This is a genomic window from Bhargavaea cecembensis (genome assembly GCF_001619585.1).
Lineage (GTDB): Bacteria > Bacillota > Bacilli > Bacillales_A > Planococcaceae > Bhargavaea > Bhargavaea cecembensis_A.
Window position 1 is genome coordinate 117,571 of sequence record NZ_LQNT01000011.1, and the last position, 21,499, is coordinate 139,069.

A 21,499-nucleotide genomic window follows, 5' to 3' on the forward strand; every position below is an offset into this window, starting at 1 on the left:
CAGGAATCGGGCGGCACCGGCCTGCCCGTAAAAGAGGAGAGATTCAGATGAACCTGTTCCATAAAATTTGGGAAGCCACATCATTTATCCAAGAAAAGACAGAACACAGCCCGACAGTCGGCCTGATCCTCGGATCCGGACTCGGCTCGCTGGCCGACGAAATTGAAGAAGCCATCACCATCCCCTATTCAGACATCCCGCATTTCGCGACATCGTCCGCTGTTGGCCATGCAAACGAACTCGTCATCGGTAAGCTGAACGGCGTCACCGTCGCGGCGATGAAAGGCCGCTACCACTACTACGAAGGCTATTCGCTCGAGGAGGTTACGTTCCCCGTGCGCGTCATGAAGGGTCTCGGAATCGAAGAACTCATCATCACGAACGCCTGCGGCTCGGTGAACAAGGACTACAGCCCGGGAGATCTCATGCTGATCACTGACCACCTCAACCTGACCGGCACCAACCCGCTGATCGGGCCGAACCACGAGGAGCTCGGTACGCGCTTCCCGGATCTGACGCAAGTGTACAGCAAGGAACTGCAGACGAAGGCGTTTGGCGTTGCGGACAGCCTCGGCTTCAGCCTCCGGGAAGGCGTCTACGCCTGGTGGAGCGGGCCGACTTATGAAACACCGGCTGAAATCCGGATGATCCGCACGCTCGGCGCGGATGCGGTCGGCATGTCGACCGTACCGGAAGTCATTGTCGCGGCCCACGGCGGAATGCGCGTACTCGGCATTTCGTGCCTGACGAACATGGCGGCAGGCATCCTGGATCAGCCGCTCAGCCACGATGAAGTCATTGAGGTAGCCGCGCAGGTGCGGTCGAAATTCTCAGGCCTTGTAAAAGGTGTACTCGCCGAAATGGCATAAATACGCAAAAAACGACAGCCCCAAGGGTTGTCGTTTTATTTTTCAGGCAATATATGATATGCTACACGAGGAATTTAAATTTTCTAACTTTTATACAGAAAGGTGTTTGCATTGAACGAGACCCTCACATTCGGCGAGCGGCTAAAAGCCCTCCGAATCCAGCATGATGTGTCCCCTGACCAATTGGCAGAGAAGATCGGCGTCGCCAAAAGCCTGATCTGGACGTTCGAGCTCGACAAGAAACTGCCAACCTATCCCCAGTTGATTGCCCTTGCAGACTACTTCGAAGTGACCACTGACTATTTGCTGAATCGCGAACCCGTTTCCGTAGATATGAAACAGGCGGCCGACGATATGCTCGACAAGTATGAGCTTTGTCTGGATGGCCGACGGTTGTCGAAGGACGAACTATTGGACGCGATGACGTTCATCCGAACACAGCGGACCGTCCGCCCAAAGGACTATACAGTCATCTGAATGCCCATGCCGGGCGGGTTGTCCGGCAATAGCGCCGACATTCGGCGCTTTTTATTTTGCCCTTATCCGGACTGTTGCTCCAGCAGGCGGCGGGCTTCTGCTTCGCCCTTGGCATCGCCGGCTCTCCGGAAGGCATCCAGACTTTGTTCATAAGCCGGTCCCGGGTTGTGCCCGAACCGGATGCTCGCCTGTCCGATTCCACGCCAGGCGCAGGCGATGCACATGTCATCTTTGGCTTTCTTCCCCTCACGCAGTGCGAGGCGGAAAGCCCCGATCGCTTCCTCAAGCTTCCCTTCCAGGAGAGCGGCTTCGCCGAATTCGCAGGCGTTGGCCGAATGGCCGGCGTGGTCATCCTGAAGCCTTTCGCGGCGGAGGGTACGCTCCCGCTCCAGCCACTTTGTTGCGGATGGCGCATCCCCTTCCATCCGGCAGACCATACCGAGCTGGTGCATCGCAATGGCGGCGGCTCTGTCCTGATCATGCTGTTCCGCTCTGCGGAGCAGCTTTTCGTAGAGGGAGCGTGACTCGTTGAATTCTTTTTTCATCGCCAGCGTGAACGCGAGCATATGCATCGCGTTTTCTTCCTGTTCCGGGTCGGCAAGCTGCTCCCGGTAAAGCCGCTCCGCCTCCGTCCAGTCCTCCCGTTCGAATGCTTCAAACGCTTCGTTCATTCCGCCAGCTCCATCCGTGCAAAGGAATAGCCGTCACGTTTCAGGACAGCGGACTGCCGCAGGCGGAGCGGCTCTTTAAAGACAGGGCCATCCGTCACAAGTGTATGGAACTCGCCCGCTTCTCCGCACGGGTCGATACCGCGGCTTTCCATGTCTTTGATCAGTTCGCGGTCGAACGCCCGCCCCACCCATTCGGACGGGAAGCGCTCATCGTGACCCACAACGACCGTCGCCCGGAAACCGGCATCAAGAAACGCCAGGACCACTTCCATTCGGCTCATGCCCCAGAGCGGATGCAGCGCTTCGATGCCCCTCTCCGCACATGTATCGACCACCCACTTGCGGTGATCTTCCAGGTCGATGTCCCCGAACACGCCTGTCGTGATGCCCGCCGTTTTCATCTCATCCAGCCCCGAGAGGAACTGTTCCTTATAATTCATCCACCCCGAGCGCCGGATCACAAGCGGGATGCCCATCGCATCCGCCTGCGCGCGGATCACAGCCTCGCTCACCGCATGCGACTTTGAGCGGTCTCCCTCACTGTCGAACATCGTCAGCAGCCGCGCCGCCCTGCCGCCGTTTTGGATCGCCCGGTGCAGGGCAAACGCCGAATCTTTGCCCCCGCTCCAGGAAGAGAAGAATGATTGATTGTTCATCGTATAGTCCCCCTTTAGGGAGAGTGTAGCATATGGGCGGCAGATCCGGAGGCCTGGGTAGGATTCGCGTCGGCACGGGTCCGGTTCGCGTCGGCACGGAGTGGTTTCGCGACGGCACGGGCCCATTTCGCGTCGGCACGGATTAATTTCGCGACTGCAAAGGCCTGGTTCGCGTCGGCTCCTCAATTTCTCCATTTAAAAAAGCGGGGCTCTATCGCCCCGCTTCCCCCTTATGCCGGCATTGGCGTCGGGGTCGGCTCTGCATAGCCTTCATTATATGTTTCATCGATCGTCTCCCGGATTTCCTTAAGCGACTTGCCGTCCTGGAACATCTTCACGGATTCCACCGCGATTTCCATGCAGACGAGGCAGCGCGTGCCATGGTCATCCCAGACGACAGAGCCGTCTTCGCGGACTTCCGAGATAAAGCAGTTCATGTTGCTTTTATGGCCGGCGCTATCCCCGCAGCCGCAGTAGCACGGCATCCATTCCAGAATCTCCGTCGCGGAACCTGCCACCTGGTAGACGAGCTGCATGTCTTCCGGCTTGTTATCGAGGAATGACGGCAGCTCCTCCGCCGAAGCCGTCACCTCCTGGAGGTCGCCATTCGGCAGCACGGTCTGGCCTTCCTTCACTTCACGTTCTGCAGGAGCGGCATGGTCGTGTCCTTCATGGGAGGCTTCATCTTTATGGGAATCGGTCTCCCCTGCCGCGTCATTGCCGCATGCGGACAGGACAAGCCCGAGTGCGGCCAATATATAGACGAACCGTTTCTTCACGTGGATCACTCCTTTGCGTACCACTATACCGCAAGACGCGGACAGATGCTGTGAGCAAAAGATGACATCTCTCCACATAAAAACAGCCGGAGACCCCAGTCCCCGGCTGCATCCTATCTTATCGTCCGATCATTTTAGAAGGAACGACGTATTCATCAAACTGCTCTTCTGTCAGAAGGCCGGACTTGATGGCCGCTTCTTTCAGAGTGGAACCTTCCGCGTGGGCAGTTTTCGCGATTTTCGCCGCGTTTTCGTAGCCGATGTGCGGGTTCAGCGCCGTGACGAGCATGAGCGAATTGTCCAGAAGCTCCTGGATCTTCTCGTGGTTCGGCTCGATGCCGACCGCGCAGTTGTCGTTGAAGCTGATGATCCCGTCAGTCAGCAGGCGTACCGACTGGAGGAAGTTATAGGCGATGACCGGCTTGAAGACGTTCAGTTCGAAGTTACCCTGGCTTGCGGCAAATCCGATTGTCGCGTCGTTCCCCATGACCTGGGCAACAACCATTGTCAGCGCTTCGCTCTGAGTCGGGTTGACCTTGCCCGGCATGATCGAGCTGCCCGGCTCGTTTGCAGGAATCGTGATCTCGCCGATGCCGGAACGCGGGCCGCTTGCGAGCCAGCGCACGTCGTTCGCGATTTTCATGAGGTCCGCCGCGAGTGCTTTGATCGCGCCGTGTGTGAAGACGGCTTCGTCATAGCTTGTGAGCGCGTGGAACTTGTTTTCCGCAGATGTAAAATCAATGCCGACCTGCTTGGAGATCTGCGCCGCGACTTTGTCGCCGAAGCCTGCCGGCGCGTTCAGTCCCGTACCGACAGCTGTGCCGCCGATTGCAAGTTCTTTCATCTGCTCGACTGCAGTTTCAATCATGACGCGATCTTTTTCGAGCATGCGCACCCAGCCGCTGATTTCCTGGCCGAGTGTAAGCGGCGTCGCGTCCTGCAGGTGCGTACGGCCGATCTTGATGATGTCGTCGAACTGCTTCGACTTGTCTTCAAGTGTCGCCTTCAGCTTGTCGATTGCCGGAAGAAGATCGTTGAGAACGGCAACGACTGCGGAGACGTGGAGCGCCGTCGGGTATGTATCGTTCGACGACTGCGACTTGTTGATGTCATCGTTCGGGTGGAGGCGGTCTTCCTCGCCCCACTCTTCAAGCAGCTGGTTGCCGCGGTGAGCAAGCACTTCGTTCATGTTCATGTTCGACTGCGTGCCGGAACCGGTCTGCCAGACAACGAGCGGGAAGTTGTCGTCGAGCTTGCCTTCGATCACTTCGTCTGCTGCCGCAGCGATTGCTTTTGCTTTCGCGTCGGACAGGTTTCCGAGCTCATTGCTTGTGATCGCAGCCGCCTTTTTCAGGTTGGCGAATGCACGGACGACTTCCATCGGCATTTTTTCCCAGCCGATTTTGAAGTTCTGCTTGCTTCGCTGCGTCTGCGCGCCCCAGAGCTTGTCCGCAGGCACCTGGATTTCGCCGATCGTATCGCGTTCAATGCGGTATTCCATCATTCCTCATCCTTTCGGGTCTGCTGAAATTCAATCCTTCTCTATTTTGCTACATTTCCGGTCAATAAACAATAGAAGGCACAGCCGGTCATTCAAGCCCATTAGACAATTTTTAGTAAGTTCTGTTATTCTTGAAATCTCATTCGCAACATTGACTGATTTTAGGGGAGGACGCACATGGAAGTTGTTCAAGCTACCATTGAAGATTTGAAAGGCGTATCCCGCCTGTTTAACCTGTATCGGGAGTTTTACAATCAGCCGTCCGATCCGGAAGGGGCCGAAAGTTATGTGCGGGGGCGGCTGGCCAATGCTGATTCCGTCATTTTCACTGTCAGGAAAAAGGAAAATGAATACCTCGGATTCACCCAGCTGTATCCGACGTTTTCATCGATCTCCATGAAAAAGGCTTGGATCCTGAATGACCTGTATGTGGATGCCACCGCCCGTAACCAAGGCATTGGAGAGTTGCTTCTCCAGAAAGCGAAGAGCCTGGCACTGGAGACCGGAGCAGCAAGCATCAGCCTGAGTACGGAGGTGGATAACCGCGCGGCACAGCGTCTGTACGAGAAAAACGGATACGTGCGTGATGAGGCTTTCTTCCATTATGAACTGGATCCGGGAGCCAAGTGAGGTTTATTGCAGCCTTTCTCGCTTCATACGTGACCATGAGCAGCACGGTTCTGATGGCGTTTTCCGTCATTTCCTTTTTTCGCGGGGAAACGTTCAGGCTGAGCTTTTTCTTCTTTTATTACCTGCTCCTGTTCGGCATCCCGTTCGCACTCATCGGCTGCCTGTTCGGTGAGATGCTCATCAAATACGACCCGCGTTCGTCCCTCGGCAATTTCATTTTCTATGGAGCGTTTTTTGGGGCCCTTCTCTATATTGTGATGAATGTCCCGAACATCGAGTCCGAAGCCAACCTGGGCCTTGATCTTTTCGGTATCCTTTTGCTGGGCGGTACCGGCGCCGTCACCTCGGCCATTTTTTACAGGGTGAGGACGCATCGCGGCCGCCTGTTCCGAATAGGATAAAAGAGGCCGCCAGACCGGAAACGGCAGGCAGGCCCTTACATAGGAAAAGGCATCCGATATAGTTCGGATGCCTTTTCACCTTATCTGTTCCTTAAAGCTCATGCCGCAGCGCACCGATGACATCGGTCTTGGTGGCCTTGCGCGCCGGCCGCCAGCCGGAGATCATGGCAACGGTCAATGAGATCGCCGAGGCAATGAGCACGAGCTGCCATGGGATGACTGAGAATGTGACTTCAAACGAGTCACCCGTTTCCCCGCCGAGAGCGGCATCCACAATGATCGGAAGTATCGCGTTCGCCGCGAAGCTCACACCATAGGAGATCACGACCGCTATGACCGTGCCGACGAGACCGATCCATGCGCTTTCCATCAGGAACAACCGTTGGATCAGTTTTGGTCCGGCGCCGAGTGCTTTCATAACGCCGATTTCCCGCGTCCGCTCCGTGACCGCCATCGTCATCGTATTGAAGATGCCGATTGAGGCGATCAGGATCGCGATTGTCCCTACAAAGATCAGCCCCGCCTTCAGTGCAAGGAAGAACACATCGATCTGCTCGATCTCCTCGGAGACGGAGTACACCGCATACCCGTCGTCCTTCAGCTTCTGCGTGATGGCCTTGACGTTCGCCAGGTCATCCGCATACACATTCACCGAGCTGTTCGTGAATGGCATGTCTTCCTGTTCGTCCAAATCCGGGGAAGCGGCCACATAAGCCGACTCGATCTCTTTCATGAATGATTCATCCAGGTAAAGGTAACCGTCGAACGCCCAGTCCTTGCCCGGTGCTTCCTTGACGCCGACGATGGTAAACGGCCAGGTCCCCGAGGCAGTTTCATCATTTTCTCCTTCAAATGAGAACGTGAATGTCTGACCGATGACGCTCCCATCATAGGAAGCCGGCTCTTCTCCTTCCTTCACCTCCACACTTTCAGCTATCAATTGAGCAGCAAACTGTGATCCGACGATCACCTCGCCCGGCTTTTCGGGAAACCGGCCTTCCGCAAGCCTGAATCCGGATGCCTGCTCATCCTTGAAGTTGGTAAAGTACGTATTCAGATGCCCTTTGTAGGCTTCCAGTTCCCCTATAGCCGCCGGCACAAGCTGCTTGCGGTGGACAACAGCCTCGACGTGGTCGATCTCCTTCATCGCGTCAGCTTTCGCATCTGTCATCTCTTCGCTGTACACTTCAATCTGCGTCACCATCTGGTTCGACAGGATATCATCCTTGATCGTCTTCTGAAGTCCAAAACCGACTGAGGCCAGGACGATCAGGAAGGCCGTGCCCATTGTTGCGGCTAGCACGGTCATGAACACACGGAGCCGGTTCCGCCGGATGTGCTGACGGACAAATGCGATCTGGTCCTTAAACGACATGGCGGATGCCCCCTTCCGCAAGTTCGCCGTCGTGCATCCGGTACTGGCGGTTCGCAATGGCCGCAACCTCGTCGTCATGCGTGATGATGACAAACGTGATGCCGTACTTCCGGTTAAGGGAAAGGATCAGGTTCAAGATGTCCTGCTCGGTCTCGGAGTCGAGGCTCCCCGTCGGCTCATCCGCGAAGATGACCGGGGGCTCGGTGACAAGGGCGCGCGCAATACCGACCCGCTGCTGCTGTCCCCCTGACAGCTCGTTCGGGTAATGACCGCGGATTCCTGTCAGACCGACACTCTCCATCAGCTCCTCCACTTTCCGCTTTCGCTCCGATGCCGGCACGCCCTTCAGCGTCAGCGGCAATTCAATGTTTTCGAATGCCGTCAGCCCGGGCATCAGCTGGAAGTTCTGAAAGACGAAGCCGAACCGGTCCAGCCGGAATGCCGCCCGCTGCGCTTCACCCATCGCGGTAAGGTCCGTGCCGTCCACAAGTACCCGCCCCGCATCCGGCTGCAGGAATCCCGCCAGAATGTGAAGAAGCGTCGACTTTCCCGAACCGCTCCGGCCAACAATCGACACGATCTCCCCGTCCCGCGCCTTCAGTGCCAGCTCTTTTAAGACGGGAACTTCCGTCTCCTTCCCCTTCTTGCCGACCCGGAACGAGTGGGACAGCCCCTTCACTTCGATCATGTTCATTCCTCCAATAAGTGGTTGGTGATTTCAGTATAGAGGGAAAATCTGAAGGTTTATGGAGGGGGAAAATGAAGATTTTCTTAAGGCCGGAACCCGAGTATTCACATTGGCCGGCCGAGATTACACAATCAGCCCGCGAGATTACACACTGACGTTGGGAAATTACACATTCCCGCGCCCCGGTTCATCCGGCTGCACTGAGGGTATGGGACAGATAAAAAGGAGGTGCGGCCATGAAGAAAATTCGGAAAGAGACGTACCGCACCTTTGGCTGGTTCACGTTGTCTGCCGTCGCCTCATTCGCCATTGATATCGGCCTGTTCTGGGTGTTCTCGAGGTGGCTCGAGGACGACTCACCGGTGATGTACATCACGTTTGCGACCGTCATTGCCCGCACGATGTCCTCTGTGTTCAACTATACTGTCAACCGGCGACTTGTCTTCAAGTCCGGGTCGAAGCATTCATTCCTGAAATACGCGGCGCTCGTCCTCTTTAACATGGCGGCATCCGCCGCGCTCGTCACCGCTCTCCACTTCCTGTTCAAGTTCATGAATGAAGCCATCCTGAAAGTCTTCGTCGACTTCGGACTGTTCATCGCGGGATTCCTGATCCAGCGGACTTGGGTATTTGCAGGGAAGAAGAGCGTGCGGAGGCATCATCAGACACATCAGCATCTCACGCCAAAAATCCCTGCCCGGAAATGATTCTTCCGAAGCAGGGGCGAACGTCACGCAGCATGTTAAAATAGAGGAACAGCAGCACGGTTTGCACAGGGTGGTCTGCCCACTCCCCGCAAGAGAGGGGGTGAGGCCTGTGTCCATATATGAAACACTGATGTTCGCAGTTGCATTTGCGGCTTTGGTTGTCGCCATTATGGAATCGACACACAAAAAATGACCCCCTGACTTGAGTTGACGGCTCGCTAAGGGGGTCATTTTGTGATTCGCTGACTGCGGGCGGCTTCTCTGAGCGCCGTGTTGCTGGGCCATCCGGTTGCCGCCGGATGGCTTTTCTGATTTTAGTATACCACGCTTCAGTTTATTCTAAAACCGATACAAAAGTACCTGATGCAACCACGGCCTTTTCCGGCACACGTCTTTATTCTGATCTTCTTCATCGAATGTATCCGCACAAGAAAACCCGGATCCTGCGCCTCCCAGAGGCCTGGATCCGGGTCCACTTATGTCCTTACACTTCCACCTGCTCCGCATCTTCAGTCGGGGATTCCTCATCCACCGCAACGGACACAGGTTCTTCCTTCTTCTCCCGCTTCTCCTTCATCTCGAATGCGATATCATCCAAGCTTGGCCGCAGGTTATGCTTGCCCGAATAGTTCTCGAGCATTTCCTTCACGTCGATACCGGAGCTCGCCTTGAGCGATTCCTGCAGGCTCGTCATGAGGCCGGTGGCGTAGCCCGCAACACGGTTCGCGCCTCCGCCTTCGCCGCTGCCCGTGTCGACGACGGTGAGTTTGTCGATGTTGCTGAGCGGAGTCGCGACGTTTTTCGCGTATTCCGGCAGCATGCGGACGATCATGTCGAGCACCGCAGCCTGGCCGTACTGCTCAAACGCTTCGGCAATCTTGCGCTTTGCTTCCGCCTCGGCAAGACCTTTCAGGCGGATGACGTCCGCTTCGGATTCACCCTGCGCGCGCTCGGATTCGGCTTTGGCGATCCCGTCCAGCCGGATCTTTTCGGCATCGGCTTTCGCGCGTGCTTCTATGCGGTATTTCTCCGCGTCTGCTTCCGCGAGCTGCTTTGCCTTGTCGGCGGCCGCACTCTGCTCGACGGCATAGCGGTCTGCGTCGGCCTTTTTCTTGACCTCGGAATCGTACTGGCGCTCCCGGCGCTGGATTTCCTTTTCTTCGAGCTCGATCTGCTTCTGGCGCTCGATGATGCGCACCTGCATTTCCTGCTCGGTGACTTCCTGCTTGGCCCGTGCGGATTCCAGCTCGTACGCCTGATCGGCACGCGCCTTCGCAACGTCCTGCTCGCGGCGGTATTCCGCGACCTTCAGCTGGTTATCCTTCTCGGACTCGGCGATTTCAGTGGCGCGGAAGAGTTCCGCCTGCTTGGCTTCCTTGTCGGCCTCTGCCCGCTTGATGCGGGTTTCCTTTTCCGCTTCAGCAGTTGCGATGTCTGCGTCGCGCTTAACCTGAGCGATCCGCGGTTTACCGAGCGAGTCGAGATAGCCGTTTTTGTCCCTGACATCTTTAATCGTAAAGGACACGATGATGAGCCCCATCTTCGCCAGGTCATGCGAGGCGACGCGCTGCACTTCCTGAGAAAACTTGTCGCGGTTTTTGTAGATCTCTTCGACCGTCATCGAGCCGAGGATCGAGCGGAGGTGTCCCTCCAGCACTTCTTTCGCCTCGTTTTCCCGGTCTTCCTTCGCCTTGCCGAGGAACTGCTCGGCGGCCGTCGCGATTTCGGAGATCGAGCCGCCGATCTTGATGATCGCTGTGCCGTCAGCCATGACCGGCACGCCCTGTTCGGTATATACTTCCGGAGTCGTTACCTCCAGTTTGCTCGACAGTAAGCTGAGCGGTTCCGCCTGCTGGAACACCGGGAAGACAAATGTCCCGCCGCCGCGGATGATCTTGATCTTGTTCCCAGCTTCATCCGTATGCACAGTTTTCGTACCCAGATAACTTCCCGTGACGATGAGCGCTTCGTCCGGCCCCGCGGTGCGGTAGCGCGTCACATAAACGCCGATAATAGCCAGTAACACGAATGCGACAATTCCGATTGCAATCCAAACCAACATGTATGATGCCCCCTTTAATCAGATGTAAGCAGAACAGCCGGAGGAGATGCTCAAGACAATTCTTTAAAGCGGAACGGCTCGTACTCCTTCACGATCAGTGTTCCTTCCCGGATGTCGATGATCAGCACTTCCCTGTCGTAGTCGATCGCGGCATTTTCCAGGCCGGCCGCCCGCTTCGAGATGAGGCCGCTCACTGTCTCGATCACGACCTCGCCGAACCCGTCTTCCGGGACCGGCGTGATCACGCGGCCAACCTGGCCGAGAAGCGATTCCTCGGTATAGGCGGTCGACGCCTCTGCGGACCGGAGCGGAAGTAGTACGAAGAAATAAAGAAGAAACGACAGAACCGCCGAGATTCCCGCTGAAACCGCCAGGATCGCGCCACTCCCCATTCCCGTCACGTTCTCGAAGATGAACCCGGAAGCCGACAGAAACGTGATGAATGCCAGGATCACCGCCGGATTCAGAAAAGGCAGCGCCTCCCCGGCACCGTCCGCCACGTCCCCGAAAAACAGATACAGCACAGTTGCCAGCCCTGCTGCGACCAAGACGACCAGATACAGTTGCTCCACCGGCAGTCCGAATACCTCCATCTTCCCACCCCCTCTGTTTGCTTACCTGTTCTACGCACAGAGATTGAAAAGGTTTCAAAAAATTCTCATTTACGGTCGGGAGAAGACAGAGGTCTGTCTTCTCTAAACTCTTCGTCATTTCACTTGCAATGATTTGGAAGGGCTGTTATGATGTAAAAGAATTATTTTTGTTCGGCAATGACGTTCGGGTGGAATTCGCTTCATCCTGACACATCAAGACTTGAGCAAGGATAGTAACACACGTGTGCCTGATCGGCCGCAAGGAGGAAACAAACATGGAACAAGGTAAAGTAAAATGGTTTAACGCAGAAAAGGGCTTCGGTTTCATCGAGCGCGAAGATGGCGACGATGTATTCGTACACTTCTCCGCTATCCAGCAAGACGGCTTCAAGTCCCTTGATGAAGGTCAAGAAGTAGAATTCGAAATCGAAGAAGGCCCACGCGGTCTTCAAGCTGCGAACGTCGTAAAAATGTAATCCATTAAACGACTGCTAAAAACGCCGTCTCCTCCGGGAGACGGCGTTTTTTTGCTATTACCAGGGATTGGCCAGCAGGAACCCCATCAGCAGCAGCGCTACAATCAGAAGGTTCCACCCACGCTTCTCCCCTTCTTTTGGCCGGATGACCCGGTAGACGAAGGCAATCGCAAACGCAAGGAACATGAAGCGGAACAGGTCACGATTAAATATGGAAGCCACCAGGATCACCAAAGCAATCCCGAAAAGAATCTTTTCGGCTGTTGACAGATTCCTCAATAGGATTCCCCTCCTGCTATCTTTGACTCTCTTCCTTACGATTCCCTGTTTTCCAGTCTCCAATCCATTGCAAGGATCTCCTTCAGCGCCGCGACCCTGTCCGCTCCGATCGCTTCGGCAATCCGTGCTTCCAGTTCCGCTTTCAGCTTTTCATTATGTTCATAGCACGAATGGCCCAACGCGGTCAGGCGTACGCGCTTCACTTTTTTGTTCCGTTCATCGTCGGACACTTCCACAAGCCCCTTGTCCGACATTTTGCGGATTAGCTTGTGGGTTGCCTGGCGGGTGATGTCCACCTGCCTGCTGACCTCGGCGATTGTCGGCCCGCCCTTGCCAATCCTCGCCATGAGGAACCATTCCGAGTTGGAGATCGCCAGTTCTCCGCGCTCATTCCACAATTCCTCTGCAATCCGCCGAAGGCCGAAATGCCGTTCTCCAAGCAGGTCAATCAAGTCCAGGCCGCTCATTTCAGGCATCCTGACCCTTCCTTTCCATATCCAGTTTTATAACGGGATAATCATGACAAGCGACGGGCTGATTGTCAACTGATTTGACAAATTAAACAATCAGCGTTACAATGAATGTAAACTTAGTTGACAATATGCCATGAGGAGGCCATGCGGATGTTTGAGATCGGTGATGTCGTCATCTATTCCGAGCACGGACTGTGCAAAATCGATGACATTTGCAAGAAGGAACTGTTTGGCGAGACCCGGCTTTATTATGTACTCCACCCGCTTGGAGAACAGACACTGAAAATCAGCACGCCGGTGGATGGCAAGAAAAAGCGGATCATGCGAACGATGAACCGCGAAGAAGCCGTTGAGCTGATGGACGTATTCGGGAAACCGGGCATTGACTGGGTGGACGACCCGAAGCACCGGGCACGCGCCTACCAGGCACTTGTCCAGTCAGGTGACCGGCAGAAAATCGCTGAAGTGGCCGGCGCACTCATGGACAAGAAACTCAACACCGACCAGAAAATCTATGATCAGGACCGCAAAATCCTGAACCATGTCCAGTCCATCCTGTTCAGAGAGCTCTCGATGGCCCTCGGCATTTCGATCGATGAGGTGGCGGACCAAGTGGAAGAGCGCATCTTGGCCGCCACCCCACAATAAATTCACTCAGACGCATCCCGTGAGCGGGGTGCGTTTTTTTGCTGTCCAATGGCCGTTACTCTCGCGCCCAGATGGTATACTCTCAAACAGTTCGTATACGTTCGACTCAATCTGTAAATATGCAGTAATTCATAAATACGCTTTGCAGGGCTTATATATCAAAATTAGACATTCCAGCCTGATGTAGTAATAGGAATTTTGAGTCTGAAGGACAAAATGGTTGCTTAAGGCGGGGGCTTTTTACATGATTTATTCAAAAAAGAGAAATCCTTTCCTTTTTTAGAACGTATAATATTGGAAAAGAAAATTAGTGAAGAGGTGATTGGTTGTTTAGTTTTGAAACCTTTAAAGATAAGCGATATTGGATTCTTCTGTTCCCATTCTTAATTATCTTGGTAGGGTTTTCTGTTTTTGCGTCTAATTATTTTGCAGAGAATCCTTTAATGATCTTCTTATTTTTAGTCTTAGATGCAAGTTTGTTTTGGGGGATCTATCACTTATGGAAATATGTTGGAGATAAAAAAGCACAGAGATAGTAGCATCCATCCGTAAAACCAAAATAAAATTAGCTCCTTCCCAAACAGGAAGGGGCTAATTGTTTAGACATTTCTATTATAGGCATTCACTGAGTAGGTGATTGTATCAAGCATGCATTACCTTTTGAGATACGAATGTACCGCAATAACCAATGTAATAAGAGGCAGCAAAAACCATAACGAGTCCCTTTCAAAGAAATGAGAAAGTTCGTTTATGAAAACCAGATTATGCCCCACATACAAAAACATGAAAAAAGATCCTACTATCAAAATGGACTCAGCAGTATTGATACTTTTTTTCTTCTCCACAACAAATCACCCCCTAACTCGTTTAATTCTTTCTTTAGTAAAAAAATCCTGTGCCCGCTATAAACAAACCTGTACTTATCAATGCTATAAACCATTCCATTGAAAATTAAAAACTGTGTCCATCTACCTTGTGGGTATCAATGAACACGAAATCTCCTGGCCGCATGTCATCAGGAGAAACCGGTTTGCCGAGATGCTTCGCCAGGCTCCCTCGTCCTCACTGCTGATCAGACCTATGCTCACTGCCCTTCCCGCACGACAAACCCTCTTCCGCTCATGTAAACTATTGGAGAAAAACAATCAATGTTTGACCCGAAAGGAAGAAGCCTTTTGCGTACGTTAGCCAATCTCGTCATCCGGTTTCCGAAGTGGATCATTGCGCTCTGGATCGTCATTGCGGCCTTCATGGCTTTCCAGGCAATCAAGCTGCCGGGGGTCCTCGATGGGGACGGATTCCGGATGGACGGCGAATATGAACAAGTGGCCGACCGGCTGACCGAGGAGTTCGGCCTGCCGGCGGAAACGATGTTCCTTGTCTTTGAAGACATGACTGATGAAGAAATCGAAACGGCCTTGTCGGACGTGGAGGATCTGGGACTCGCGGAAGAGATCGTTTCTCCAATGGAAGACAGCTCCCTTTACACCGAAAACCTTTCCTACGCTCTTCTTCATTTTGAAGAGGACACGGACATGAGCGATGCTGTATCGGCCATCCAGGAAACCGCCGATCATGACGGTGCTGTTCTCACCGGCGGCACCGCGATCAGTGAGGACATCAACAAGGCGAGCCAGCGCGACCTGGTCAAGGCCGAGACGATCGGTCTTCCGATTGCCCTCGTCGTCCTGCTCCTAGCTTTCGGATCGGTTGTTGCGGCACTTGTCCCGTTCTTTGTCGGAATCGCCACGATCATCACGACATTCGGCACGATGACACTGATCGGCCAGTCGATGGACCTGTCGATCTTCATGCTGAACATCGTCCCGATGCTGGGCCTCGCTCTCAGCATCGACTTCTCGCTCCTGTTCATCAACCGGTACCGGGAAGAGCGGAAAAAGCAGTCTGTGGCGGAAGCGGTACGGACGACAATTCTCACCGCCGGGCGCTCCGTCCTGTTTTCGGCGTTCTGTGTGTTCATCGGGCTAGGTGCCCTGTTCATCATCCAGATCGACCTGTTCAAGAACATCGGCGTCGGCGGCATGGCGGTCGTGACGCTTGCCGTCCTGTCTTCCCTCACCCTGCTTCCGGCCGTCCTGCTCGTACTCGGCGACCGGCTGAATAAGTGGACCATCCTCAAGGTGAAAGAGGATGGCAAAAGCGGATGGCGCAAATTCGCGGAGCGCGTCATCAGGCGACCGGTTTTGGTTGCGATCGGCGCTCTCCTCGTCCTCGGGATCTCCATGATTCCGGTGAAAGACATGGAACTGACCATCCCGGAACTGGACTCGCTCCCGGCTTCCAATGACACCCGCCAGGCGTTCGAGAACATCGAGGATGAGTTCGGGCTATCCAACTCTATAGCCTACGTCATCGCCGAGCGCGAAGGCGGCTGGGAGGATGAAGACGGCATTCGTGAGATCGAAAACGTCCAGACAGCGCTCCTCGACGACCCGCGCACCGATGAAGTCTCCTCCATCTTTACTGAAGGCGACATCGAAGACGCAGACACGTGGCTGCAGGCCACACAAGTTCCTCAGACGGCAGCGGCCCTCGAGCCGCTCCTCGACTCATTTATCGAAGGCGACTCGCTTCTCATCCCGGTCACCCTGAAGCCGGAAGGCGCATCGGCCGAAGCCCAGGACTGGGCGCGAGAGTGGGCGGAGAAGGACACCGGGTGGAACCTGTCAGTCGGCGGCTATCCGAAGTTCAACCAGGAAATCTTCGATGAGATCTCGGACAAGATCGCCTATGTGCTCGCAATCATCATCGTTTCGACGTACATCATTCTTATGATCGCGTTCCGCTCCGTCCTGATCCCGCTGAAGGCGATCATCATGAACGTCATCGGCCTTGCAGCGGCGTTCGGTGCGCTCGTCTATATCTTCCAGTACGGTCACTTTGGTCTGGAAGCCGGCAGTATTGCGCTGATCATCCCGGTCCTTGTCTTCAGCCTTGTTTTCGGACTGAGCATGGACTACGAGGTGTTCCTCATTTCGCGCATCCAGGAAGAGTATACGAAGGACTATGACAACGACCGCGCGACCGTAGAAGGACTCGCCGCCACCAGCAAGATCATCACATCCGCGGCGCTCATCATGATCGTCCTCACCGGGGCATTCGCGTTCACCGAAGTCATGCCGGTCAAGCAGATCGGCGTCGGCATCGCGATTGCCGTTGCCATCGATGCGACCATCATCCGCCTCCTTCTCGTCCCGAGCCTCATGAAACTGTTCGGCAAGTGGAATTGGTGGATGCCGTTCCGGAAAGGGCCGTACAAGGCGGGGAACTGGCATTAATGAAGAATAGAAAGCGGCTTGCCCGATTCCGGAGCAGCCGCTTTTATTTTGTGCCTTCTCTATTTCCTGGAAGATTGGCAATGTTTTTATTGTATAATTAAAAGGATAAGTTTGAGATGATTTACATATTAGGGGTGTTTCGTCTTGTTCAAAACCATTGCACTCCGGACAGCCGTTTGGCTTTTCTCAATCGGTATCCTGGTGCTGCTTCTGCTGATTCCAATGGATACTGAATTCGAGGAAGGAAGGGGCGGCTCGTTCATGGGCGCCACTTATGATTATCAGGTTCAACATCATGTCGCCAATATCCAATCCTTTTTTCCCTATATTTATGAGACAAGAGGTCTGGGCACGGATGAGGCCGGCCATCCGATCATGGATCAGGTCACGTCCGTGTTTGTGAGAAGCATGCTGATTTTCATGCCGGCCATCCTCATCGGTTTTTTTGTTGGCATCGCCAAAGGGATTTTCGACTTCAGGGCGAGAAAAACAAAGGCGAGACTGATCGGACAGCCCGCCACCATCAGCTTTTTGTCCGTACCCGACATTGCCATCATCGTATTTATTCAACTGTCGGTACTTCTGCTGCAAAGCTACGGCCTTGTCGATATCGACCTGTTCGGCCACGATCAGATTGATAATGTCCTGATGAATATCCTGTACCTGTCGATTTATCCGGTCATGTTCATCGCGAACATCACGTTCAAGACCCTTGAGGCCGAGCAGGGCCTGGACTATATCCGCACCGCACGCTCGAAAGGGACCGGAGAGCTGAAGATTCTGTATCGGCACATGCTGAAAAATGGCCTGCCGAAAATATTGGCCTACTCCAACACGATGGTCCTCTACACCCTATCGAATCTGTTTATCGTCGAAGTGTTTACCGACTATAAGGGTGCCGCTTATTACATGTACACCACGCTTGGGAGCCCGACCACTTTTTATGTCGGCGCCCTCGTCTCACCGAATATCATTTCGCAAATCGGCTATATCTTTATGTTCACCATTGTAATTCTGGCCTTCAACATCATTTCAGGTGTAGCGCGTTCAGCCATTTCGCCGCTGGGTGACGGACGATGAACCGGACATTATGGATCGGATCCGCCATGATTGGTACCTTACTGATCATCATCCTATTCGGCCCCTACCTGCCGGCCGTGGACGGCTCGATGGACCGGACGCTCGTCCTGAGGGATTCGGAAGGTACACTGCTGGTGCCCCCGATCCCGCCGTCCGACGATTATCTCATCGGGACTGACCGGAAAGGAGTGGATCTCTGGTCCAAGGTGATCATCGGTGCGAGGGAAACCTTCTACATTATTGGTGTGATCGTGGCAGTGCGTGTAGTGGCCGCCTTCCTCATTTCCATAGGGGCGTTTTATTTTAACGGCCTGCGTTTGCTCATGAATTTGTGGAACTCTTTCTTCTCCTTCATGCCGACGATCTTCATCATCTGTATTCTGCTTGCGATCCCCGGCGTGATGTTTTCCGATCATCGGTCCTTCTGGGTGCTTGTCATCATTTCGGCCGTCGAGGTCGGCAGATTGGCCATGGTGTTTTATGAAAATCTGCATCAGCAGCGGAAACAGACGTATATGGAAGCAGCCATCACAAATGGGGGCAGCAGATGGACACTTTTTAAGAATTACTACTGGCCATCTCTGGTAAAGGAGCTGGTCATCACGACACCAATGGAAGCGGGACGCTCGATGATCTTGCTCGTTCAGTTGGGTGTCATCGGCATTTACGTCAATCAGAAATTCTTTTCACAGCTGGACAGAAGTTACCGGGCCGTTGAAACGTCCGATGCCTGGCCGGTACTGTTGAGCAGCCTGCGGCAGGATATCTATTCGGCCCAATGGATCCCCCTTGCTGCACTGTTCGCCATGACATTTTCCATTATCGGCTTTTACCTGTTGGCAGAGGGACTGAAAAAGCAGCAGGAGATAAAAATACGGCGTGTTTGAACCACACAGTGGAAATGAGGTGGGTTCTATGTTGAAGATTATCGAAACGGACCGATTATACTTGCGAGAGTTAAGAATGGAAGATCAGGCCGAGTTATCAAAGGTCCTCTCCGATGCGGAATCGATGCAATATTACCCTCATCCTTTTAACCATGAAGAAGTGGAGAATTGGATTAAATGGAACATGGAAAACTACAGGAGATATGGGCACGGCTTGTGGGCAGTAATTTTAAAAGATGGCGATCTATTTATTGGTGATTGCGGAATCACCATGCAAAACATCGAAAACCGGGTGTTACCGGAGATCGGTTTTCACATGATTAAAGAGTTCTGGAATAAAGGCTATGCAACAGAAGCTGCATGGGCTTGTACGGAATATGCCTTACATGATTTAGGATATTCAAAACTATTCTCTTATACGACTTTAGAGAACATCCCCTCACAAAAAGTCGCTGAAAAAATTGGAATGAAGCCTTATAAAATCTTTGAGAAAAATGGTAAACAACAAATCGTTCAATCTATATCCGCTGATGAAGCATAAAAAATAACCTCCAAACCATTGTTGGTTTGGAGGTTATTCAGAAAGGTATAAGCAGTCAGCTGCTTTCCTCTTTGTGTAGGTGACTTCCCCTGATTCTTCTCATAAAAAGACCGGCAATGTAAAAACAGCTTACGCCGAGTATTGCCTTAACGGTATTGCCGATGAACCCCAGTCCATCAAACGTTAAGGTAAACAGAAAAGATCCGATCAAAATAAACAGAAGAACAGCCGCCCATCGCAATATGAGAAACATGCCTGTGGCCTCCTTTTTACCACCATCCGAAGAGTTTCGGCAAAATCAGGACACCAAGTAAAAACCCTGCGCCGAACAGGAGGAATCGTACGATGTTTCTGCGCTTGTCCATAGCCCCACCTCCTGCGTCTATCTTGCATCCTAACCTATCCGCCCGGCATCATCCTTTACTCTGCCGCGGGTTTCTTGCTGAACGCCATGAACAAAATCATGCCGATGATGGCGGCCGTTCCGGCCCACTGGAACCCGCCGAACGGCTCATTCAGCCAGAAGACTGTTGTCAGGACTGCCGCCAGCGGCTCCAGGCTGCCAAGCAGGCTCGTTTCCTTCGGCTGAAGGCTCTGGAGGCTCTCAATGTAGAACCAGAAGGCGATCATCGTGCCGAAAATGATGACGAATGCGATGTAGCCGAGCGCTTCCGCTGTCAGTCCCGACAAGTCGATCTGCCAGGGCGGATGAACGAAACTGAGCGCAAAGCCCCCGATGATCATCGCCCAGCCGACAATGACCAGCGAATCGAACCGTGCGAGAAGCGGGATGGCATATAACGTATAAAAAGCCAGTGAGACCCCTGACAGCACGCCCCAGATCACCGCTGGTGCGGGAACGGACAGCCCGGAAAGCGAGCCGTTCGTCAGCAGAAGAAAACAGCCGCCCAGTGCGAGGATGACCGTCACGAGATCTTCCCGCCGGAAAACGGTCTGCCTGCGGAGGACCAGGTAGAAAATGATCATGACCGGCGCCAGGTACTGGAGCAAAGTCGCCACGGCGGCATTGCCGTGCCGGATGGAGGCCATGTAGGTATACTGGACAGCCAGCATGCCGAGAAGGCCGAATACGACCAGCTGGGCGCCTGTCTGCTTTTCTTTCCAGACGCCGAAAATCTGGGAACGGTCCTTCATCAGGAACTGGACCGTCAGCAGAAGCAGACCGGCAATGAGGAGCCGGGTTGTGACGAGCCAGTTGACGTCAATGCCGTACTGCTGGAACAGCTTCTGTGCGACGGTACCTCCGACGCCCCACAGTGTCGCTCCCGTGATGACGAGGAAAAAGCCTGTTTTTCTCGAAGTGCCCTCCATCGGTCTCCCCCCTGTATCTCTCGCTCTTAAAAAGGCGCTTCCGGGGTACGGAAGCGCCCATTATTCGGCCTCAGGGACCGGTCTCCTGTTGTCCCGGCTTTTCAGCCAATGCCGGATTCCTCGCCCGGCATATGGTTCATCGGCAAACCTCGGAATGACATGAAGATGGGCGTGCGGGATGTGCTGGCCGCCGGTCTCACCGGAATTCCACCCGATATTGTAGCCGTCCGGCGAGAATTTCCGGTCCAGCAGTTCCTTTGCCGCAACCAGTATCTCATGTGTCGAACGCCATTCCTCAGGCGTCAGATCAAACACTGTTTCCCGGTGTGCAACCGGGACGATGACTCCGGAACCTTTCAGCACTTCCTGCGGCATCATCAGGAATCGGCAAAGGCTGTTTTCCAATACGACTTCCTGCCCGTCCATCAGGGAAAGGTCGCAGAACGGGCAATTCCCGCCGCTCACTGGTCCACCCGGTAGAACACCCAGAAGCTGAGCAGGACACCGACAATGACCAGGACAAAGATTGTCAGGAAAACAATGACGAACTTTTTGCCGTCCATTACATGGCGCCTCCCGATTTCATGCGGAAGCCTTCTTCCTTCAGATACAAATGCGCTTCCTTTGGAGAGTCGAATCCTTCCTCGAGGTTCTCACCATAGTACAGGTTAAAGTAGCCGTTCTCCTCCTTCAGATGGAGTTCGGTGCCTTCACGGTTCACCCACGCTTCATTGACCGGCTCTCCGGCAGGATCGCTTGAAAGATAGCGGATCGATTCCGCCAGAACCTCTTCCAGCTCGTCTGCCGAGAAGTCTCGGATATTGATAAAACCTTTTTTGTCCGCATCGTATTGTGGAAGCTTGCCGACGTAGACAAAGCCGTTGCCGTTTTCGTGCAGATGGCGCACGACGATTTTCTTTTCATGGAGCGATTCTTCGTAATGGTAATTCACACGCCCCATCGACACTTCTTTCCGGGTCAGTTCCGGGAATTTCGCGATGATGGCTTCTTTTTCTTGAAAACTGAGCATCCTAAACACCTTCCTTAATCTCTCCGGGTCACGGAGAGTAATCAA

At 53.8% G+C, this 21,499-nt stretch carries 24 protein-coding genes; 11 read left to right on the plus strand and 13 right to left on the minus strand.

Going from position 1 to position 21,499, the window contains the following annotated elements:
* Window positions 1-47 precede the first annotated feature (47 nt).
* Window positions 48-869 carry a purine-nucleoside phosphorylase gene (locus AV656_RS11155; RefSeq protein ID WP_063181974.1) on the plus strand — a complete coding sequence of 274 codons (822 nt, stop codon included), beginning with the start codon at window positions 48-50 and terminating at the stop codon, window positions 867-869.
* A gap of 111 nt (window positions 870-980) precedes the next feature.
* Entirely contained in the window at window positions 981-1,346 is a 366-nt protein-coding gene (locus tag AV656_RS11160) for a helix-turn-helix domain-containing protein (protein ID WP_063181975.1), read from the plus strand.
* Between the two features lie 62 nt (window positions 1,347-1,408).
* On the opposite strand, the gene AV656_RS11165 is transcribed toward AV656_RS11160, so the two are convergent.
* The 4 genes from AV656_RS11165 to fumC form a co-directional block, all read right to left on the minus strand.
* Complete coding sequence (locus AV656_RS11165; RefSeq protein WP_063181976.1) at window positions 1,409-2,017, minus strand: tetratricopeptide repeat protein; 609 nt, start codon at window positions 2,015-2,017, stop codon at window positions 1,409-1,411.
* The gene (locus AV656_RS11170) at window positions 2,014-2,673 is read right to left on the minus strand and encodes a diphthine--ammonia ligase (protein WP_063181977.1); all 660 of its coding nucleotides are present in this window, start codon (window positions 2,671-2,673) and stop codon (window positions 2,014-2,016) included. The genes AV656_RS11165 and AV656_RS11170 overlap by 4 nt, the downstream gene beginning before the upstream one ends.
* Window positions 2,674-2,903: 230 nt before the next feature.
* Entirely contained in the window at window positions 2,904-3,452 is a 549-nt protein-coding gene (locus AV656_RS11175; RefSeq protein ID WP_063181979.1) for a PCYCGC motif-containing (lipo)protein, read from the minus strand.
* Between the two features lie 118 nt (window positions 3,453-3,570).
* On the minus strand, window positions 3,571-4,953 hold the full coding sequence (gene fumC / locus AV656_RS11180; RefSeq protein ID WP_063181981.1) for a class II fumarate hydratase: 1,383 nt from the start codon (window positions 4,951-4,953) through the stop codon (window positions 3,571-3,573).
* A gap of 177 nt (window positions 4,954-5,130) precedes the next feature.
* Between fumC and AV656_RS11185 the strand changes: the two genes are divergently transcribed.
* Window positions 5,131-5,583 (plus strand): GNAT family N-acetyltransferase, encoded by a 453-nt coding sequence (locus tag AV656_RS11185; protein ID WP_063181984.1) that lies wholly within the window; start codon window positions 5,131-5,133, stop codon window positions 5,581-5,583.
* On the plus strand, window positions 5,580-5,984 hold the full coding sequence (locus AV656_RS11190) for a hypothetical protein (protein ID WP_063181986.1): 405 nt from the start codon (window positions 5,580-5,582) through the stop codon (window positions 5,982-5,984). The genes AV656_RS11185 and AV656_RS11190 overlap by 4 nt, the downstream gene beginning before the upstream one ends.
* A 91-nt stretch (window positions 5,985-6,075) precedes the next feature.
* On the opposite strand, the gene AV656_RS11195 is transcribed toward AV656_RS11190, so the two are convergent.
* Window positions 6,076-7,359, minus strand: coding sequence for an ABC transporter permease (locus tag AV656_RS11195; RefSeq protein WP_063181988.1), 1,284 nt, complete (start codon window positions 7,357-7,359; stop codon window positions 6,076-6,078).
* The gene (locus tag AV656_RS11200) at window positions 7,349-8,047 is read right to left on the minus strand and encodes an ABC transporter ATP-binding protein (RefSeq protein ID WP_063181990.1); all 699 of its coding nucleotides are present in this window, start codon (window positions 8,045-8,047) and stop codon (window positions 7,349-7,351) included. Before AV656_RS11200 ends, AV656_RS11195 begins: the two co-directional genes overlap by 11 nt.
* 236 nt (window positions 8,048-8,283) lie before the next feature.
* Between AV656_RS11200 and AV656_RS11205 the strand changes: the two genes are divergently transcribed.
* Window positions 8,284-8,754, plus strand: coding sequence for a GtrA family protein (locus AV656_RS11205; protein WP_063181992.1), 471 nt, complete (start codon window positions 8,284-8,286; stop codon window positions 8,752-8,754).
* Window positions 8,755-9,238: 484 nt separating this feature from the next.
* On the opposite strand, the gene AV656_RS11210 is transcribed toward AV656_RS11205, so the two are convergent.
* Entirely contained in the window at window positions 9,239-10,816 is a 1,578-nt protein-coding gene (locus AV656_RS11210) for a flotillin family protein (RefSeq protein ID WP_063181993.1), read from the minus strand.
* A 50-nt stretch (window positions 10,817-10,866) separates the two neighbouring features.
* Window positions 10,867-11,409, minus strand: a complete 543-nt coding sequence (locus AV656_RS11215; protein ID WP_063181996.1) for an NfeD family protein — start codon at window positions 11,407-11,409, stop codon at window positions 10,867-10,869.
* Between the two features lie 275 nt (window positions 11,410-11,684).
* On the opposite strand from AV656_RS11215, the gene AV656_RS11220 reads away from it, so the two are divergent.
* Window positions 11,685-11,885, plus strand: coding sequence for a cold-shock protein (locus tag AV656_RS11220; protein ID WP_008297547.1), 201 nt, complete (start codon window positions 11,685-11,687; stop codon window positions 11,883-11,885).
* A gap of 57 nt (window positions 11,886-11,942) precedes the next feature.
* On the opposite strand, the gene AV656_RS11225 is transcribed toward AV656_RS11220, so the two are convergent.
* Together AV656_RS11225 and AV656_RS11230 are read right to left on the minus strand one after the other, a co-directional pair.
* A complete protein-coding gene (locus AV656_RS11225; protein ID WP_063181998.1) occupies window positions 11,943-12,164 on the minus strand; it encodes a hypothetical protein in 222 nt (73 codons plus the stop codon).
* Between the two features lie 35 nt (window positions 12,165-12,199).
* On the minus strand, window positions 12,200-12,640 hold the full coding sequence (locus AV656_RS11230; RefSeq protein ID WP_063182000.1) for a MarR family winged helix-turn-helix transcriptional regulator: 441 nt from the start codon (window positions 12,638-12,640) through the stop codon (window positions 12,200-12,202).
* 147 nt (window positions 12,641-12,787) lie between these two features.
* Here AV656_RS11230 and AV656_RS11235 point away from each other — a divergent pair, with 147 nt between their 5' ends.
* From AV656_RS11235 to AV656_RS11265, 5 genes are all read left to right on the plus strand, one after another.
* Window positions 12,788-13,285 carry a CarD family transcriptional regulator gene (locus tag AV656_RS11235; RefSeq protein ID WP_063182002.1) on the plus strand — a complete coding sequence of 166 codons (498 nt, stop codon included), beginning with the start codon at window positions 12,788-12,790 and terminating at the stop codon, window positions 13,283-13,285.
* A 1,148-nt stretch (window positions 13,286-14,433) separates the two neighbouring features.
* Window positions 14,434-16,584, plus strand: coding sequence for an MMPL family transporter (locus AV656_RS11250; RefSeq protein WP_156484853.1), 2,151 nt, complete (start codon window positions 14,434-14,436; stop codon window positions 16,582-16,584).
* A gap of 144 nt (window positions 16,585-16,728) precedes the next feature.
* Window positions 16,729-17,664, plus strand: coding sequence for an ABC transporter permease subunit (locus AV656_RS11255; protein WP_063182010.1), 936 nt, complete (start codon window positions 16,729-16,731; stop codon window positions 17,662-17,664).
* Entirely contained in the window at window positions 17,661-18,551 is an 891-nt protein-coding gene (locus tag AV656_RS11260) for an ABC transporter permease subunit (protein ID WP_063182012.1), read from the plus strand. The genes AV656_RS11255 and AV656_RS11260 overlap by 4 nt, the downstream gene beginning before the upstream one ends.
* A 31-nt stretch (window positions 18,552-18,582) precedes the next feature.
* The gene (locus AV656_RS11265) at window positions 18,583-19,092 is read left to right on the plus strand and encodes a GNAT family N-acetyltransferase (RefSeq protein WP_082818759.1); all 510 of its coding nucleotides are present in this window, start codon (window positions 18,583-18,585) and stop codon (window positions 19,090-19,092) included.
* Between the two features lie 420 nt (window positions 19,093-19,512).
* On the opposite strand, the gene AV656_RS11275 is transcribed toward AV656_RS11265, so the two are convergent.
* The 3 genes from AV656_RS11275 to AV656_RS11285 all read right to left on the minus strand — a co-directional run bounded on the left by AV656_RS11275 (window position 19,513) and on the right by AV656_RS11285 (window position 21,454).
* Window positions 19,513-20,424, minus strand: coding sequence for an EamA family transporter (locus AV656_RS11275; RefSeq protein ID WP_063182018.1), 912 nt, complete (start codon window positions 20,422-20,424; stop codon window positions 19,513-19,515).
* Window positions 20,425-20,484: 60 nt separating this feature from the next.
* On the minus strand, window positions 20,485-20,889 hold the full coding sequence (locus tag AV656_RS11280; protein ID WP_231877276.1) for an HIT family protein: 405 nt from the start codon (window positions 20,887-20,889) through the stop codon (window positions 20,485-20,487).
* A gap of 97 nt (window positions 20,890-20,986) precedes the next feature.
* On the minus strand, window positions 20,987-21,454 hold the full coding sequence (locus AV656_RS11285) for a hypothetical protein (RefSeq protein WP_063182020.1): 468 nt from the start codon (window positions 21,452-21,454) through the stop codon (window positions 20,987-20,989).
* Window positions 21,455-21,499 lie beyond the last annotated feature (45 nt).